This is a genomic window from Bifidobacterium rousetti, from assembly GCF_008698235.1.
Lineage (GTDB): Bacteria > Actinomycetota > Actinomycetes > Actinomycetales > Bifidobacteriaceae > Bifidobacterium > Bifidobacterium rousetti.
On the sequence record NZ_PEBH01000005.1, the window covers coordinates 48,220 to 66,360 of the forward strand.

The 18,141-nt window shown below is 63.6% G+C and carries 11 protein-coding genes; 4 read left to right on the forward strand and 7 right to left on the reverse strand.

What is annotated here, in order from left to right; all coding sequences use genetic code 11:
• Window positions 1-33 precede the first annotated feature (33 nt).
• From CSQ85_RS06665 to CSQ85_RS13045, 4 genes are all read right to left on the reverse strand, one after another.
• Complete coding sequence (locus CSQ85_RS06665; RefSeq protein WP_150383480.1) at window positions 34-2,172, reverse strand: heavy metal translocating P-type ATPase; 2,139 nt, start codon at window positions 2,170-2,172, stop codon at window positions 34-36.
• A 1,174-nt stretch (window positions 2,173-3,346) separates the two neighbouring features.
• Window positions 3,347-4,474, reverse strand: coding sequence for an ABC transporter ATP-binding protein (locus CSQ85_RS06670; protein WP_107041828.1), 1,128 nt, complete (start codon window positions 4,472-4,474; stop codon window positions 3,347-3,349).
• A 287-nt stretch (window positions 4,475-4,761) separates the two neighbouring features.
• On the reverse strand, window positions 4,762-5,988 hold the full coding sequence (locus CSQ85_RS06675) for a glycosyltransferase family 2 protein (protein ID WP_190972941.1): 1,227 nt from the start codon (window positions 5,986-5,988) through the stop codon (window positions 4,762-4,764).
• A 94-nt stretch (window positions 5,989-6,082) separates the two neighbouring features.
• Window positions 6,083-6,235: a hypothetical protein gene (locus CSQ85_RS13045; RefSeq protein ID WP_190972931.1), complete on the reverse strand. Its 153-nt coding sequence runs from the start codon at window positions 6,233-6,235 to the stop codon at window positions 6,083-6,085.
• Between the two features lie 253 nt (window positions 6,236-6,488).
• On the opposite strand from CSQ85_RS13045, the gene CSQ85_RS06680 reads away from it, so the two are divergent.
• The 3 genes from CSQ85_RS06680 to CSQ85_RS06690 all read left to right on the forward strand — a co-directional run bounded on the left by CSQ85_RS06680 (window position 6,489) and on the right by CSQ85_RS06690 (window position 10,123).
• Window positions 6,489-7,874, forward strand: coding sequence for an ATP-binding protein (locus CSQ85_RS06680; RefSeq protein ID WP_150383411.1), 1,386 nt, complete (start codon window positions 6,489-6,491; stop codon window positions 7,872-7,874).
• 111 nt (window positions 7,875-7,985) lie between these two features.
• Window positions 7,986-8,768 (forward strand): LytR/AlgR family response regulator transcription factor, encoded by a 783-nt coding sequence (locus CSQ85_RS06685; protein WP_150383412.1) that lies wholly within the window; start codon window positions 7,986-7,988, stop codon window positions 8,766-8,768.
• Window positions 8,769-8,779: 11 nt separating this feature from the next.
• Window positions 8,780-10,123 carry a GHKL domain-containing protein gene (locus CSQ85_RS06690; protein ID WP_395956490.1) on the forward strand — a complete coding sequence of 448 codons (1,344 nt, stop codon included), beginning with the start codon at window positions 8,780-8,782 and terminating at the stop codon, window positions 10,121-10,123.
• Between the two features lie 97 nt (window positions 10,124-10,220).
• Here CSQ85_RS06690 and CSQ85_RS06695 read toward each other — a convergent pair whose 3' ends face one another.
• Both CSQ85_RS06695 and CSQ85_RS06700 read right to left on the reverse strand, forming a co-directional pair.
• Window positions 10,221-10,793: a GtrA family protein gene (locus CSQ85_RS06695; RefSeq protein WP_107041834.1), complete on the reverse strand. Its 573-nt coding sequence runs from the start codon at window positions 10,791-10,793 to the stop codon at window positions 10,221-10,223.
• Window positions 10,786-13,341: a glycoside hydrolase family 3 C-terminal domain-containing protein gene (locus CSQ85_RS06700; RefSeq protein ID WP_150383414.1), complete on the reverse strand. Its 2,556-nt coding sequence runs from the start codon at window positions 13,339-13,341 to the stop codon at window positions 10,786-10,788. The genes CSQ85_RS06695 and CSQ85_RS06700 overlap by 8 nt, the downstream gene beginning before the upstream one ends.
• Before the next feature lie 303 nt (window positions 13,342-13,644).
• On the opposite strand from CSQ85_RS06700, the gene CSQ85_RS06705 reads away from it, so the two are divergent.
• Entirely contained in the window at window positions 13,645-14,988 is a 1,344-nt protein-coding gene (locus CSQ85_RS06705) for an ATP-binding protein (protein ID WP_150383415.1), read from the forward strand.
• Between the two features lie 111 nt (window positions 14,989-15,099).
• Here CSQ85_RS06705 and CSQ85_RS06710 read toward each other — a convergent pair whose 3' ends face one another.
• Window positions 15,100-17,895, reverse strand: a complete 2,796-nt coding sequence (locus tag CSQ85_RS06710; protein ID WP_449495013.1) for a glycoside hydrolase family 3 C-terminal domain-containing protein — start codon at window positions 17,893-17,895, stop codon at window positions 15,100-15,102.
• Window positions 17,896-18,141 lie beyond the last annotated feature (246 nt).

Sequence of the window (18,141 nt, forward strand, 5' to 3'; positions counted from 1 at the left end):
GATGGAGGCCGGTGGAGGCTCGCTGTCGGCCACTCACTCACGGTCGAGGACGGCGGTCAGTGCCCAGAGGATGCTCACCACGTCAATGCCCTCCTGCAGGAAGGCACCGACGACGACCGGGATCAGGTCGAACGCGGCCGCGACCATGCCGATGACGGCGAGCGCGAGTCCGAGGATCACGGCCTGAAGCATCACGCACTTGGTGCGCCGGGCGATCGCGATCGCGCGCGGCACGGCGGCGATGTCGTCGTTCATGATGACGACCTGCGCCGATTCGGATGCGGCGGTGGACGTGCCGTCGGTCATCGCGACGCCGATACCGGCGGCCGCGAGCACGGGCGCGTCGTTCACGCCGTCGCCGACCATCATCGTGACCGGTGAGTGGGCGTCACGCACCGCGGCGACTTTATCCTCCGGAAACAGTTCGGCGTGGACCTCGTCAATGCCGACCTCGCGGGCGATGATCTCGGCGGAGGCGCGCTTGTCGCCGGTGAGCATCGTCAGCTTTTCGACCCCCAGCGCGTGCAGGCCGTCAAGCACCTTGCGCGCGTTGGCGCGCGGCACGTCTCGCAGCACGATGCGTCCGATGAGCGATCCGTCGACCGACACGTACGAGGCCATCTCGTCCGCCGCGAGCGCGCCGAAGCGGGTGCGCCGCAGGCCGGCTTGGGCATCGGCCGGGACGGCGGACAGGCCGGCCGCGGCGAATGCTGACGGCTGCTGCATCCCCGAACCAAGACCGGAACCAAGACCGGAACCAGACCCGGTGGCCAGGAATCCGTCGTCGCCGGCGGCCGCGAAGGAGAGTCGTCCGACGCGCACCGCATGGCCGTTGACCTCGGCGGCGATGCCCTTGCCCGCGATCTCCTCGACGTGTTTGACGACCGGGTAGTCGCGACCGTGCCCGGACCAGCTCGCCTCCGGTTCCGGGCAGGCGCGCTGCCCGGCGGCGTAACGGGCGTGGAGGCGTTCGATCGCGTCGCGCCCGGCAACCGCGATGCCCTTGGCGAGCACGTGCACCGAGTAGCTTTCGACCACGCCGGCGAACATCAGGACATGGTCCTCGTCAAGTCGCGGGCGGCGGGGCGAAGCGACGTCATCGTCCGGCGGATTCAGCAGTTCGACGCGGACGACCTGCGGCTGTTTGACGGTCAGCGTGCCGGTTTTGTCGAAGAACACCTGTGTGACGCGTCCCAGCGATTCGAGCACATCCTGCGTTTTGATGAGGATGCCGGCGGCGGCGAGTCGCCCTGTTCCCGCGATGTATGCGACCGGCGCGGCGATGAGCAGCGGGCACGGCGTGGCGAGCACGAGCACCTGCGCGAATCGCGTCGGCGTGCCAGATACGGCCCAAGCTACGCCCGCGATGACGAGCGAGATCACGGTGAACGGCACGGCGAGCCGGTCGGCGGCGCGCACGACCGCGGGGCGCGACTCCTGCGCCTCGGAAACGAGCGCGAGGATGCGCTGGTACTGCGAGTCGGCGGCGACCTGCGTGGCGCGCATCGCGAGGGTGGTCGCGCCGTTCACCGCACCGGACATGACGCGCGCGCCGGCGTACACCTCGCGCGGCACCGGCTCGCCGTTGATCGCGCTCAGGTCGAGCGTGGCGGAGCCGGAGAGCAGTTCGCCGTCGACCGGCACGGTCTCCCCCGGCAGCACGATGATCACGTCGCCGAGCTTCACCCGGTCGACCGGCACGGTCTCGAACCAGGAGTCGCCGGTTCCCTCGCCGATGCCGGGCATGTTCGAGATGTGCGCGGTGCGCGGTGCGGCCTGAAGCAACGTAGTCAGGCTGTGTTCGGCCTTCGATTGCGCGTATTCCTCGATCGCCTCGCCGGAGGTGATCATCAGAACGACGGCCCAGCTGGCCCAGTATTCGCCGACCGCGAGGGTGGAGAGCAGCGCCATCACGGCGAGCAGGTCGACGCCGACCTGTCCGTGGCGGATGTCGTCGATCATGCCGCGCACGGTGTCGACGACCGTGTAGGCGACGAGCGCGACGACGATCCACTGACCGATCGACGGGTCGGGCGGAAACGACACCGCGTTGGATGAGGCCACGTCGCCCGCATGGGACACTGCAGCCACTGCCCATGGCGCGCTCCCCCACAGCTTTGCGTCCCACAGCAACGCGATCGGGATCGCGGACAGGATCACGACCGGCAGCATCGGCACGCGTCGGCAGAGGCGCACGACGGCAGTGAACAGGCTACCGATGCGGTCGGGAATGGGCTTGGAATCGGGGGAATCAGGTGCTGAGTGATTGCCGGAACCGGGCTTGTCGGGGCGGTCGGGTCGGTTTCGAGAGGGAACATTGACGGTTGGCTCGGAGCCTGTCGCGTTGGCGCCCGTTACGTTGCCATCTGTTGTGTTTGTTACGTTTGTTGCGTTGCCGTTGAGTCGGCTCATTGGTATTCCTTACGTTGGTCAGGGCCCTGCGGCTACGTTGCTGGCGGAGTCCTTCCCGGTATCGGTTCGGTGGTTCGCAAACGTGCCGCACGGCGGTGCGGTCACGCCTTGTTAACCCATCGACGCATGCAACACGTCGGTTCCCGTACCACGGAAAGCCAAGTGCGTGTGATGCGTTCGATACACGGCGTAAAGATTCGTTATTCAGTTTTCGAGGGTTATGGTAACAACTCACAGTGACACCGCACACGGCGGCACCGCCCCTCCCACGAGATACCACCCTCCCCCACGGTGGCATACGCACCCTTTACGAGGTTCCGATTGCCCCTCCATCGCGCGGTCTGCACGCACATGGCGCGGTGATTGTCCCATGAAGTAGTGAAATCCCCATGGCGCGGTGACGCAAAACGGCGGAATCATGCGGTTTTAGGAAAACGGCTCACCGCTTCATGGGAAAGTCACCGCGCGATGGCACCGGGAACTGCACCATGGGAAACCGTGCCAAGGGCACCCCTTGGGAGACAGGGGCACCCCATGGGAACCGGTGACACCCCATGGGAGACAGGGACAACCCACGGGAACCATGGATGCCGCTCCAAGCTGGAGGGCAATGGCGCGCAGGTCGTCGTGGAAGCCTAGGCGCCATGGATGCCACACCACACCGCAACACAACACAACACAACACACCCGCAACGCGCTATGACACACCAACATCGCACACAAAAAAGAAGCCCCGCAACATAGCGGGGCTTCTTCCACGAGACGAAATAGAGAGGAAGAGAGACGTCTCGTGTAATGGTTGACCGAACCAACAACTGTTCGGTCAAGTCTTATCAGCCAATCGCCAACCCGGCGGGCAGGGCCGCCGACCGGCCGGTCACAGGGACCACGCCGGCGGCAGTCAGCTACCGGAAGCGATTGGGCGGAATCGGGCTCAGTTGATGCGCAGCTCGGTCGACGGAGCGAACAGGTGCATCTTGGCCGGGTCGATCTTGATCTTGACGGTCTCGCCGACCTTCGGCAGCGCACGCGGGTTCACACGAACCGTGGTGAGCTTGTTCTGGTCGGACATCACCTGGGCCTCCTCGGCGGCGGAGCCATCGGTGATGATGTTGCCGTAGATGTAGCCGTCGGAGCCGAGATCCTCGACGTTGACGACCTTCAGCGAGAAGGCGTTCGGGTCGTCGGCCGGAGCCAGGGATGCGTCCTCCGGACGGAAGCCGACGACGATCTTGCCGCCGTCCTCCGGGGTGAGCTTGTTGACGGCGTCGGCCGGCAGGTCGACGGTGTCCTCACCGATCTGGGCCTTGCCGTTGACGACCGGGTGCACGTTGATGTTCATCGACGGGGAGCCGATGAAGCCGGCGACGAAGACGTTGGCCGGGCGATCGTACAGCTCGGTCGGGGCGCCGACCTGCTGCAGGATGCCGAGCTTGATGACGGCGATGCGGTCGCCCATCGTCAGGGCCTCGGTCTGGTCGTGGGTGACGTACAGGGTGGTGACGCCCAGCTGACGCTGCAGAGCGGCGATCTGGGTACGGGTCTGGACACGGAGCTTCGCATCGAGGTTGGAGAGCGGCTCATCCATGAGGAAGACCTTCGGCTTACGCACGATGGCGCGGCCCATGGCGACACGCTGACGCTGACCACCGGAGAGGGCCTTCGGCTTGCGGTCGAGGTACTCGGTCAGATCGAGGATCTTGGCGGCCTCTTCGACGCGCTTGCGGATCTCCTCCTTCGGGGTGCCGGCGATCTTCAGGGCGAAGCCCATGTTGTCGGCGACGGTCATGTGCGGGTACAGCGCGTAGTTCTGGAACACCATGGCGATGTCGCGGTCCTTCGGCTGCATGGTGGTGACATCCTTATCACCGATGAGGATGCGGCCCTTATTGACCTCCTCAAGGCCGGCCAGCATGCGCAGGGTGGTGGACTTACCACAGCCGGAGGGGCCGACCAGGACGAGGAACTCGCCGTCCTTAATGTCGAGGTTGAGATCATCCACGGAGGGCTTGTCGTTGCCCGGGTAGATACGAGTGACGTGGTCGAAGATGACTTCTGCCATGATGTTCATCCTTTCAGAGGCAGGTACGTGCCTCACGATCCGTTGTAAAGGGATTACTGCTGTTTGTTACTGTCTGTGCTTTGATCCGTTCGTCACCTTCCGCCGCATCGCTGCAACATCCGGTAAACCGCAAACCTCGGCGTTTACTTGTGCGGACCCTCCGGACTCCTCCGTCGAGCCTGCGCTTCACTATACACGGTCTGACGGCCAAATCAAGGAAAGCGCTTTCGCAGGCGTTTCATGAACAGCTTCGGCGTGTCGCGAATGGGGGTCGGCTACACGCGCGATCAGTGCGATTCGAAGATGACGCCGTTGCGTTCGGCGAGACGCTCCTCGCGACGCAGCTGCTCCCCGTCGATGCGATTCCCCTCGCGCTCGTGATGCTCCTCGGCGGCCTCCTGCATCGAATCCGCCCATTGGATGCGCATCTGGCGCCAGTCCTCGCGCATGTCGTGGAACAGGTCGGCCAGCGACGGCTTGTCATCCGACTCGTCCTTCCCCGCCACCGGAATCGACGCGCCCTCGACCAGCCCGTTCACGCCGTTGGCGAGCGCGAGCCTCAGGATGCCGAGCAGTTCGCGCAGCGCGTCCGGAATCGTCTCGCTGTCGTCCTTCTCGACGTCGCTGCGCAATCCGTCGATGCGCCGGCGCAGCACGTCCGCGTCCTCGGGGTCGATCTTGAGGCCGGCGATCAGCGACTGTCGCATCGTCTCGTAGTCGAGGTTGGCGAAGAAGTTGAGCTGCTGGAGCTTCATGAATCCCTTGAGTTCGGGGAAGCGCTCGTCGATGTACTCCTCGCGGTCGTCGGCGGCCTTCATCCAGTCGCGCATGAGCCTAGGGTCGGCCGTAGCGGTGATCGACCCGCCGCGCATGCGGTAGTGGTAGAGCACCTCGGGGATGCGCACGACGCGCGTCGCGGCGCCGATCACGTTGCAGATGCGCGACAGATCCTCGATCTTGCGGCCCACGGGGAACGCGAACCCGGTGCCCTGATAGGTGGACGCGGGCGCGAGGAACGCCCAGAAATAGCCGTCGATCTCGGCCTTGACCTGCATCTTGACCGCCTCGACCGGGGCGAGCACCTGCACCTGGTCGAAATCGTTGTGCCGGTAGTCGGACAGCAGCGTCCTGCCGGATTCGGAGATCGTGTCGAACTTGAACATCACGAGGTCGGCGTCGTACTTGCGCATCGCACCGAGGCAGTCCTCGACGAGGTTCGGCGCGACGGTGTCGTCCGAATCGGCGAAGTAGATGTAGTCGCCGGTGGCGTGCGCGATGCCGGCGTTGCGCGCGTCGGACAGGCCGCCGTTGGGTTTGTGGACGACGCGCACTCGGGGGTCGCGCGCGGCCCATGCGTCGCACATCGCGGGACATTCGTCGGGCGATCCGTCGTCGACGAGCAGGATCTCGAGGTTCCGGTACGTCTGCGCGACGACTGATTCCACGCACGCGTCGAGGAACCGCGCGACCTTGTAGACCGGGATGATGACGCTGACCAACGGCTCTTGTTCCATGCGCACCAGAGTAACGCCTTGAAACGAACAAACGGTGAAGCCCCACCCCCGAAACCCGGACGGCTGTGGGACGGCTGGGACCACTGCGGGACGACTACACCGCGGCCGGCCCCGACACCCGCTCATAGATCAGCACGATCTGATCGTCGTGGATCACCGTGTCACGGGTCTCGCCGTCCAATGGCTGCGGACCCTGCGAGGCCGTGATGTCGATAACGCCCGGCAGCCGCGATCCGGAATGAGGCACCGGACTCGCCACATGGTACCGGAGTCACGGCATGCCCCGGACTCGCCACATGACGCCAATCCGTTTCCGGTCTCGCTCGCAACCGATCGCACTCCCCCGAACTGCGGCATTTTGCACAAAAACGCCATTTTGAACTGCGGCATTTTGCACAAAAACGCCGATTTGAACTGCGGCATTTTGCACATACGGCACCCTGAGCACTACTCTTATAAGGGAAATCGCCACACCATCACCATCTGCAAGGAGAACAAGGATGCTACGGCGTAAAATCACTGACGAACTGCGGGCATGGAAGCAAGCGGGCACCGGCAAAGCGCTTTTTCTCACCGGCGCCCGTCAGATTGGAAAAAGCACCGCAATACGCGAGTTCGCCCGCGCAGAATACCCTATCCTTGCGGAAATCAACCTCTACGAGGACAAAGCCGCCGCAAGGGCCCTTGCCGCGGCATCCGACACGCAGGATTTCATCAGCAGGATAGCCCTGTTCTCCCATCAGACACTCATTCCGGGCAAAACCGTGGTGTTCCTGGACGAAGTGCAGGAACAGCCCGATGTGATGACCATGGTCAAATTCCTCGTGGAAGACGGGCAGTTCGATTACATCCTGTCAGGCTCCATGCTGGGGACGGAACTCAAAGGCGTGCGCTCCTACCCGGTCGGTTCGGTCATCGAGAAAACCATGAGACCGATGGACTTCGAAGAATTCTGCTGGGCCATCGGCGTGCAGCATTCCACATTGGACATGATTCTCGATTGCTGCGCCACAGGAAAGCCCGTAGACCCGCACATTCATCAGGCCATGCTGACGAACTACCGCTCATATCTGCTGGTCGGCGGCATGCCGGAGGCGGTGCAGCTGTTCATCACCACCAACGGGAATCTCTCCGCGGTGCGCTCATTGCAGAATGAGCTGAATCGCCAATACCGGCTGGACATCTCCAAGTACGCCGGGAACCGATCATTGCAGGTGCAGGAGATCTTCGACCGGATGCCGACCCAACTCATTGAAGGCAACGGTCGATTCGCGGTATCGTCCATCGGCCGGGGAGCACGCTACGAACGCAACCAACAGGATTTCCTATGGCTGGTCGACGCCGGGGTCGCATTGAAGACGAATTGCGTGACAGAACCGAAATCACCGCTCATGCGCACATCGCAATCGCCGAAATTCAAACTCTACCAGTCCGATACCGGCATGCTGATGGCACGCTATCCAATCACCACGTCCCGCGCCGCATATCTCGCAGATCCCTCCCCGAATCTCGGGGCGTTGTACGAGAACGTCATCGCGCAAGAACTTGCCGCGCAAGGCGTGGCCTTGTATTACTACATGGCCAAGAAACACGGGGAGGTCGATTTCATCGCAGACGCCCAGGACGGCACAACCATACCGTTCGAAGTCAAATCAGGCCGCAGCTACCGCACCCATGCGGCCATCGACGCGGCGATGGCGAATCCGGACTATCGGATCGCACGCGGCGTGGTACTGTCCCGTTCCAACGTGGAACAGGACGGCGACGTCACCTACCTGCCGCTGTATGCGTCGTGGTGTCTGGCGGAGCTGTATGGCCTCATCTCCACCAACGATGATGCACGCAGTAGGGCCGATCCGTTCATCATCTCCACGATTGCGGTATAGGCTGAGGCAAGGCGTTCCTCCTGTTGCTGTTGCGGCGGGGCCGCCGCGGCCTCTCACCCTCACCGATACAATCGAACCGTAGGGATGCGAGGTTGCGCGAGGGAGGTTCGCATGCGCGAGATCCGTGTCGGGGTGGTCGAGGACGACGCCGCCGCATGCCAGCAGGTGCTGGACTATCTCAATCGCTATCAGGCGGAAAGCCAGGAAGGCGGACAGCCCGGCCAAAACAGCCAGAACGGCCAGCCCGGAAACGGCGTGCGATTCACCGTGTCCGTGTTCGACGACGGCGAGAAGATCGTAGAGCAATACCGGCCGGTGTACGACATCCTGCTGCTCGACATCGAGATGAAGCGCATGGACGGCATGGAGGCGGCGCGGCGCATCCGCGAGCGCGACGACTCGGTCGTGATCGTGTTCATCACCGCGGCGCCGCAGTACGCGATCAACGGCTATCAGGTGGGCGCGCTGTCGTACCTGCTGAAGCCGGTGCCGTGGTTCGCGTTCAAGCAGGAGATGAAGCGGTCGATCGACATGGTGCGCCGGCGCGCGGACGATGCGATGCTCATCGAGGCGGGCGGACGCCAGCAGCGTCTGGAGCTGGCCGACGTGCTGTATGTGGAGTCGATCCGGCACACGATCATCATCCACACGCTGAGCGGGAAGCTGTCGGTGACGGGCACGCTGAAGTCGTTCGAGGAGCGGCTCGCGGCGCGTGATTTCTTCCGTTCGAACTCGTGCTATCTGGTGAACCTGCGGCATGTGCGCGGCATGGAGGATCAGGACTGCGTGATGTCGAACGGCGAGCGCCTGCGCGTGAGTCGCCCGCGCAAGAAGGCGTTCATGACCGCGCTGGCCGAGTACATGGGCGGCGCCGGCGGGACCGGCCTCGCGTGATGGGCGATCCAATGAACACGATCACGAACGCCCTGCCGGACATCCCGCGCCTGTATACGGCCATATGCGAGTGGCTGGCGTGCGTCATGTACATCGCGGTGATCCACCGCCGCGTGCCGATGCGCCGCGCGGTCGCGGTCGCGGCGATCGGCCTGCCGGCGATGGTCGCGACCCAGTATGTCGACGGCATGATGCCGATCTGGTTCTGGATCATCGGCATGCTGCTCGCGTTCGGCGGCATGTTCGCGATCGTCCTGCTGGGGGCCGGGACCGGCAAGCGCGAGGGCCTGTACATCGGGGCCCGCGCGTTCGTGCTCGCGGAGCTGGTGGCGTCGCTGCACTGGCAGTTGGCGACGTTCCTGCGTGCGGCCGCCGGATCAGGCGACCCGCCGCAGTGGGTGTCGATATCGATCTCCCTCGTGACGCTGATCGTCGTGTACGCGGTGTGCTTCGGCGTCGCGTGGCTCGTGGAACGCGGTAATTTCAGCCGTGACGAGCCGACTACCGTGACGCCGCAGCTGGCGGTGGGCACGGTGGCGATCACGCTGGTCACGTTCGCGATGAGCAATCTGAGTTTCGTTTCGACGAATACGCCGTTCTCCGGACGCATCGGCCAGGAGGTGTTCTACATCCGCACGCTGGTCGATTTCTGCGGTTTCGCGATCCTGTACGCGCAGCAGGAGCAGGCGCGCCGTCTCGCGGCGAACATGGAGCTCGCCTCGATCAACGCGCAGCTGGAAAGCCAGCATCAGGAGTATCTGGCGTCGAAGGAGAATCTCGAGTCGATCGGACGGCTTGCGCATGATCTCAAGCATCAGATCGCCGCGTTGCGTGCGGAGGTCGATCCGCAGCATGCGGCGGCCGGATTCGAGCAGCTGGAGCGATCCGTGGCGGAGTACAGCGCGCAACAGCACACCGGCAATCCGGTGCTTGACGTGATCCTGACGACGAAGACGCGCACATGCGAGGAGCGCGGCATCACGTTCACCGCCGTGGCGGACGGATCGCTGCTCGCGAAATCGAACATGTCGTCGATGGACATCGCCACGCTGTTCGGCAATGCGCTGGACAACGCGATCGAGGCGACGTCACGGCTCGCGGACCCGCAGCAGCGGCTGATCCGGCTCGCGCTCTACCGGCAGGGGGCGTTCACGGTGATCCGCGTCGAGAACTACTTCGACGATTCGACGCCGCTGAGCCGGGACGCCGCCGGCAACCTGCGCACCACGAAACGGGACGCCTCGCGGCACGGGTTCGGCGTGAAGTCGATCCGCCACATCGCCGCGCAGTACGGCGGCGAGGTGTCGATCCACGCCGAGGACCACTGGTTCACCTTGACCGTCCTCATTCCGTGAACAGTAGTCGGCCCCCTCTGACGAGGGGGCTGTCAGCGCCAAGCTGACTGGGGGGAGAGATCCCCCGTGAGCCGGAAAACGGGTCACCCGACTGACCCTACTTGCCCTTGGGCATGATCCAGAACTTGAGGATCGGGTAGCTGACGACCACGGCGAGCAGCGTGTTCACGATCGATGCGATCGTGCCTGCGATGCCGGCGTTCATGCCCCAGCCCTGACACAGCGCGGTCACGTGGCCGGGCAGCACGAGGTTGACGACGACGATCACCACGGCGAGAATCGCGTACTTCCAGGCGGCGTCACGGAAGCTGGAATCGGACTTGAACACCCACTTCATCTGCACGAAGAAGTTGACGACCTGCGCCAGCACCTCGGCGGTGAGGAACGTGAGGAATCCGCCCAAGCCGTTGCCGGACTCCGGATAGTTGAAGATCAGGAAGTGGAACGGCGCGGTGAGTCCCAGCGCGCCCACGAACACCGCAGTGCCGATCCACGTGACCACGAATCGGGCGATCGTGGAGATGTTCGACAGCACGTTGAACAGGATGAACTCCCAGATCGTCGGATGCGTGGCGATCCAGCGGCGGACCGGGCCCATCGCGGCGAGCTCGGCGGGTGTGGGGGCTTGCGTGGGGGCCTGCGTGGACGTGGGGTTCGTCGTGTCACTCATGGTTCAGCTCCTTTGCGGTGCGCTTGTTGGCGGATTGGTTACGGAAGTAGGCGGAGATCAGCGATCCCAGGCCACGGAACGTACGCCCGTTGCCGATCTTCACGATCGCGTCGACCATCGCGGAATCGACCATGCCTTGCGTCATCTTGCTCATCGCGCGCGGCGGCATGTTGAGGACGAACAGCGTGTTGAGGTCGGGCGCACCCGTCTTCTCGCGCACCGTGCGCTCGCGGTTCGCGAGCATGTTGGCGATGGTGCGCGCGACGAATCCATGCGAATCACTCCATGCGGAGATCGGGTCGTTGACGCCGAACACGGCCGGCTTGCCGGGCGCGATCACCTCATGCCCGAACAGCGCGGTCATTTCGGCGTCGGTCACATGCTTGACGTCTCCGGCGAGGTACGCGCCGAGCGCGGGATCGGCGGGAGTCGCGTCCACGTCGCCGGCGACGGCGAACGGCGTGCTCAGCGGCAGCGTTTCGGCGTCCGTGCCGACATGCAGCGTCCACACGCCCGATTCGACGCGCCATGCGCCGGTGCCGCCGTCCGCAGACGTATCGAAATGACGGAACGTGTAGCGATCGAAGTCGATGCGCACGTCGCGCGTCTCGTGCGCGGCGAGCGTGACCTTCGCGAATCCCTTGAGCTCGCGCGCGGGGCGCAGCACGCCGCGCGCGTCGCCGTCGCCCTGCCGCGCGCGCGACGGACCGCTCACGTACAGCTGGACGACGGTCGCGCCGGGCACGTCGGAGTCGTTCGTGACGGTCACGGTGACGCCGGTCTCGTCGGCGGTGAGATTCGAGTACGTGAACGTGGAGTAGGACAGGCCGTAGCCGAACGGGAAGCGGACGGGCACGCCCGCGGTCTCGTAGTAGCGGTAGCCGACGAACGGTCCCTCGCGGTAGATCGCGTCGCGGCCGACGGACGGATACCAGCCGGCGGACGGGCAGTCGTCGTAGCGCAAGGCCCACGTTTCTGCGAGATGGCCGGACGGGTTGACGCGGCCGGTGAGCGCGCGCACGGTGGCGGACGCGCCCGCCTGACCGGACAGGCCGACGTACAGGATCGCGGCGACGCTGTCATGCCACGGCAGTTCGACCGGGGAGCCGGCGACGAGCACGACGACGACCGGCTTGCCGGTGACGGTCAGGGCCGCGATCAGGTCGTTCTGCGCCTGCGGGATGGCCATCGTGGAACGGTCGAGGCCTTCGGATTCGCTGCGTTCGTCGAGGCCGACGACGGCGAGCGCGACGTCGACGTCGTCGCGGGAGGCGAGCGCGACGGCCTCGTCGATCAGGGTCTGGTTCGCGACGCCCTGACGGTCGTATCCGGCCGCATAGCCGGCGACGGTGATGGACGGCGAGTCGGTGCCGGAGACGGCGGCGGCGGATTCCTGCGCCTTGAACGCGTCGAGGATGTTCTCCTCGCGCGTGGCGTTCACCTTCGACGAGCCGGAGCCTTGGAATCGTGGCGTTTTGGCCATGTCGCCGATGACGGCGACGCGCGTGCCCGGCTTGAGCGGCAGGACGGGGGCGCCGGTTGTTCCGGCTGTTCCGGCTGTTCCGGCTGTTTCGGCTGCCGGGGCGGTCGTGTTCCTGAGCAGGACCATCGAACCTTCGGCGACGCGGCGCGCGACCTCGTGGTGTGCGGCGGCGACGGAGTCCTTGAGCAGGTCGTCGCGGCCGACGCCGTCGAGGCGTGTGGCACGCGCGATCTTCGCGACTTCGCTGGCGCGGGCGTCGAGGTCCGCCTCGGCGAGCGTGCCGGCGGCGACCGCGCCTTCGAGCTCGCGCACGGAGGTGAGGCCGGGGCTGGGCATTTCGAGCGAGCCGCCCGCCTTGACGGCGGCGACGGCCGAGTTGGAGCCGCCCCAGTCAGAGACGACCATGCCGTCGAAGCCCCATTCGTCGCGCAGGATGTCCTGCAGGAGGTGCTTGTTCTCGTGCGCGTACACGCCGTTGATCTCGTTGTAGGAGGTCATGATGGTCATCGGTGCGGCCTCGCGCACGGCGATCTCGAAACCGGTCAGGTAGATCTCGCGCATCGTGCGTTCGTCGATGACGGAGTTGGAGGCCTGGCGGCGCAGCTCCTGGCTGTTGACGGCGAAGTGCTTCGGGCAGGCGCTCACGCCGTTCGACTGGATGCCGCGGATGAGGCCGGCGGCCATGCGCCCGGCGACGATCGGATCCTCGGAATAGTACTCGAAGTTGCGGCCGCACAGCGGATTGCGCTTGATGTTGAGGCCGGGGCCGAGCAGTACATTGACGTCGAGGTCGTGGGCCTCGCGGCCCAGTGCCTCGCCCATCTCCTCGGCGAGGGCCGGATCCCACGAGTTCGCGACCGTGCCGGCGGTCGGGAAGCAGGTGGCGGACTTGGAGGCGCCGAGGCCGAGGTGGTCGCCTTCGCCGAGCTGACGGCGCACGCCATGGGGGCCGTCGCTCATGACGAAGCTGGGGATGCCGGCACGGTCGTTACCGCGCGAGTCCCATTCGGTTCCGCCGGAAAGCATCGCCGCCTTCTCGGTCACCGAAAGCTCTTCGAGTTCCATATCGTTCTTTACTCCTGTACTCCGTTGCACGGTTTGTTGCTGCTTTCGATTCAAGCAGGTTTGCGGCCGATGAGTTCGCCCCCGCACACAACCTGTTGTTTCCCCCGCATGAATGGCGACACACAATCGGCCACCGCGCCGACCTTTCGCAGAAATCAGCACTTCTCAAGAATTTTGAGAAGTTTGTGCGGTAACTTCTCAACATTCTTGAGAAGTTGTACTATTTGGTGATGCAGAAACCCGTTGACCATCGATGACGGGAGGCACCCGATGGTTCCTGATAATCCACGCGAATCGTATGCCATGCTGGTGCGGGAGGCCATGCGCTTCGACTTCCCCCAGCCGTTGCGACGGGATGAGGTCATCCGCAAGCTGGACGAGCCCGCCGCGTTCAACATCGTGCACATCATCACCGGCATCCGCCGTTGCGGCAAGACGTTCTACCTGTTCCAGAAGATTCGCGACCTGCTCGGCGCCGGCGTGCCGCGCGACCGCATCCTCTACTTCAACTTCGCCGACGATCGCCTCCAGCCGATGCCGGACACGGTTCTAGACGACATCGTCAACGAATACTGGCGTCAAGTCCCCGAAGCCCGACGCGACGGCGCATACCTGTTCCTTGACGAAGTGCAGGAATGCGCGAACTGGCAGGGATTCTGCCAACGCATCGCCGAGCACGAACGTGTGACGCTCGTCATCACCGGATCGTCGTCGAAACTATCCAGCGACGAAATCGCCACGAACTTCCGCGGCCGTTCTCATCCGCACGAGATGGCGCCATTGTCGTTCCGTGAATACTGCGAGTTCCACGGTCTCGCCGTACCGAATCCGGCCGTCACGTCCGACGCTCCCGTGTTCTCGCCACAGGAGACCACCGATTTCGAAGGCGCATACGAACGGTATCTGGTCACCGGCGGGTTCCCCGGAGTGCAGCGGCTTGACGCCCCCGACCGCATCGAAATGCTGCAAGGCTACATGCGTGACGTGGTCGCGCGCGACGTCGCGGAGCGATTCGGGCGCGAGAACATCGCGATGGCGACGCAGACCGCGCTCTACCTGCTGCGCAACACCGCGTGCGAACTGTCCGTGAACTCGCTGGTCGCGGCGTTGAAGGACAACGGCTGGAAAGTGTACTGGGACAAGGTCAACACACTGCTGGAACTGTTCAGGCAGGCGTATCTGATCCACGAACTGCCCGAATACACCACCTCGCTCAAGCCGAACAGCACCGGCGTGCCGAAAGTGTATGCGGTCGATCAGGGTATGGCCTATGCCGTGTCCCGCGCGAACCAGCAGGATCTCGGCAAACGACTGGAAACGGCCGTATTCTGCGAATTGCGGCGGAGGACGGCCGGACGGCGCACGGAAGCGGTGACGTCGTACACCATGCCCGGTTCCAGACAGGAGAAGGTCGATTTCCTCGTCGGTGACGCGTTGGCGGCCGAACCGTACGCGTTGTACCAGGTGACGGCGCAGATGGCGGTGGATAAGACCCGCAAGCGGGAAATCGGATCGCTGACCGCGGTCATGCAACGCACAGGCCTTGACTCGGGCGTGATTCTGACGTTGCACGATGAGGAGACCGTCAGCGTCGAAGCCGGGACCATACGCGTCATGCCGGCGTGGAAGTGGGCGCTGGGGGGGTGAGCCGGAGGGGCTGACGGCTGCGCGCGGAGTGCCGCACCTATGAGGATATGAGGAGATATGAGAGTGGCCCTCTCGCTCAGCGAGAGGGCCACGGGTGGCGGTCGGTCGGTGCTACTCGGTCTTGACCATCGGCGCGACGGTCGCGGCCTTGCGGCGGGCGAGGTAGCGCTTGACCATCAGTACCTCAATGCCAAGCAGCAGCAAGCCCAGAATCACATCCGCAGCAATCACGGCCTTCTTCCAACCTTCCATACCCACATTCTGGGCGGAGTCCTCATACACCCAGCTGTTCACCACGGTGTACAGCACGTTTTTGCTGGCGTTACGCATGTACTGTACGGTGCTGGCGTTGCCGGTATCCTCCGGAATGTTAGGACCGGACCCGTAGGTCGCCAGCATAGCATCGGTGCCGTTCGCCAACGCGGCATCCGCGGTCATGAATCCGCGGCCGTCCTCGCGGAAGTAATCGGTGATCACCATGCCATGGAAGCCCCATTCGTCGCGTAGCACCGTGTTGTTCAGTTCGTTGCGCTCGCCGGACCATGTGGTGCCGAAGAAGCTCCACGCGTTCATGACCGCATGCGCATCACCATCCTTCACGGCCATTTCGAACGGCTTGAGGTAGATTTCGCGCATCGCCTGCTCGTTGGACCATACAGACACCATGCGTGCATTGCCGTCATAGAGAGCGAAGTGCTTGATGTAGGCGTACACGCCTCGTTTCCACGCTCCCCTGACCGCCCGGGAGGCCATGATGCCGGACAGCGTGGCGTCTTCCGAGTAGTACTCGAAGTTGCGTGCACCGAACGGCGTGCGATGCATGTTGGCACCAGGCGCATACCAGCCGGACACGTTCATCTCCCGGGCGAGCTGACCGATAACGTCGCCGAACGCCTGTGCCAGATCGGCGTTCCACGTGCAGGCAGTCACCGTCTCCACCGGGAAGCCGATGGAACCGGCGCCGGTGAAGTTGTTGTTGATGGCGGCCGGACCGTCAGCGTCGTTGGTGGCTACCTTGTCGATGGACTTGACCGCGGCCGTCTGGAAGCCGGCGAGCGAGGTAAGCTTGGTCATCTCATCCACTGTCATTTCGTCAAGCAGCTTGTCCCAACGCGGATCGTCATAGTCGGCGCCACGTAGGTCGGCGAGTCTGAGACCGTTCTTCGCTCCCGTCGTCGGCATTTCGGCGTCGGCCTTGAGATACGCCGTATGGTCGAAGGTCTTGTTGAGATGGTACTTGGCCTTGTATTCATCCGGCATGACGTCGCTGCCCTTGACGGTGGCGGTGTCGTAATTGGCGAAATGATTGTTGCGACTCAGATAGGTCACATCGCCGGCCATGTCCGAGAACAGGTTAGTCGCCGCCTTGAGGTCGCCGTTGTGCGTGGTGTCGCCGGTGTACACGATTCGCTTGCCCACGGTGTATGTGCGGTGGTCCAACACCGTGTGAGAATCGGCGTTGATGGAGATGTCGTAGTCGCCGGCATCCAGCACATATGCCTTGGCGTCCTGGTAATCGTACGATGCCAAATCATCGCGGGAGATGCTGATGGACACGTTCTGTGAGGCACCAGGGCGGATCTCCTTGGTCTTGGCCGTCGCTATAAGGTTGGCCGTGGCCTTTTCGATGCCGCCGTTGGTGTATGGCGGGTTGGAGTACACTTCGACGACGTCCTTGCCGGCCTTATCCCCGGTGTTCGTCACCGTCACCGTGAAGGTGAGCTTGCCGTCCGATTCCGTGATGTCACTCATCTTCTGTTCGAACGTGGTGTAGCTCAGACCGTAGCCGAACGGATACTGCACGGTCTTGTCATAGTCGATAGCGCCTTCATCCGAGGCGGTCTCGTAGTACTTGTACCCCACGTAGATGCCTTCGGCGTAGTTGATGAAGGACGGCGAGAATTCGGTCATCTTGCCGTTGGCCAGACCGGTGACGGTCAGGTCCTTCATGTTCGAATAGGAGGTCTTCACCGCGTTGTTCCACCAGGGGGTGGAGGTCATGTCATAGACGAACGTATCCGATGTGCGGCCCGAGGGATTTATGTCTCCGGTAATGATCCTGCCGAGCGCGTTGAAACCGACATTGCCAGCGCCGGCGAGCCACAATGCGGATTTGATCTGCGGGTGTTCGTCGATGAAGCCGAGCTGCATCGGATTGTTGCCGTTGTACAGCACGATGACGTCATCGAAGTTCTCGCACACCAGATTCACAAGGTCACGTTCGGTCTTCGAAAGCTGCAAGTAGTGCTCGCCGGGTTCGAACTCCTTATATTCTTTGGAGTTTCCGGCCACCTCGCCGCCAGCATTGACCGGCAGATCGGTGTATCCTTCGCCACCGAGGCGTCCCAGCACCAACATAGCCACATCGGAGTATTGCTTGGCATTGGCAATGAGTTTCTTGGAGTAGGTGCTCACCGGCGGCTCCGGCAGCTGCCAGCTCATGTTGGTGTCAGAGGAGGTCTCGCGACCGTCCTGATAATCCTTGTAGAAATCGACGAGCTCCTGATTGATGGAGATGCCGGCGTTCTCCAATCCCTGCTGGATGCTCACCGTCTCGTAGAGATCGTTGATGGCACCGGAACCGGTGCCGCCGTACACGGGATTCGCCGAGGTCCACCCGAACATGTTGACCTTGGAAGTGCCGGAGAGCGGAAGCAGGCCGTCATCGTTCTTCAGCAGCACCGTGCCTTCACCGGCGATCTGCTCGGCGACGGTCTGTGCCTTGCGCGTGGTGTCCGCGGTGGCCTGACCGGATCCCATGGTCAGGCTGATGAGTGTGGACATGGGTCCCAAGGCGATGAGATTGGCAATCACCACGACCGCGGCAACGCCTGCGACGGCGACGTTGCCGCGGATGATGGCGCGACGTCCCTTGAACCAATGGGCGGCGACCATTCCCACTATCATGAGCGCGAGAACGATCGCTAATGTTATGAGGTATGGTTTGCATGTTTCCAGAACGCCGATGACGTCCTCGAAATTGATTTCCAGCATGGCACTCTCCTCTTCGATCCAGCTGTTCCGTTGTTCGTTATGTGTCTCGACACGTCCTTGTCGTCGATGTCGTTGATTTGATTGTGCCCGAGCCGCGCAGGCCTCATCGCCCACCCACCCCATCCTGTCATTTCGCGCGCATATTCTGCACGGTCGTGT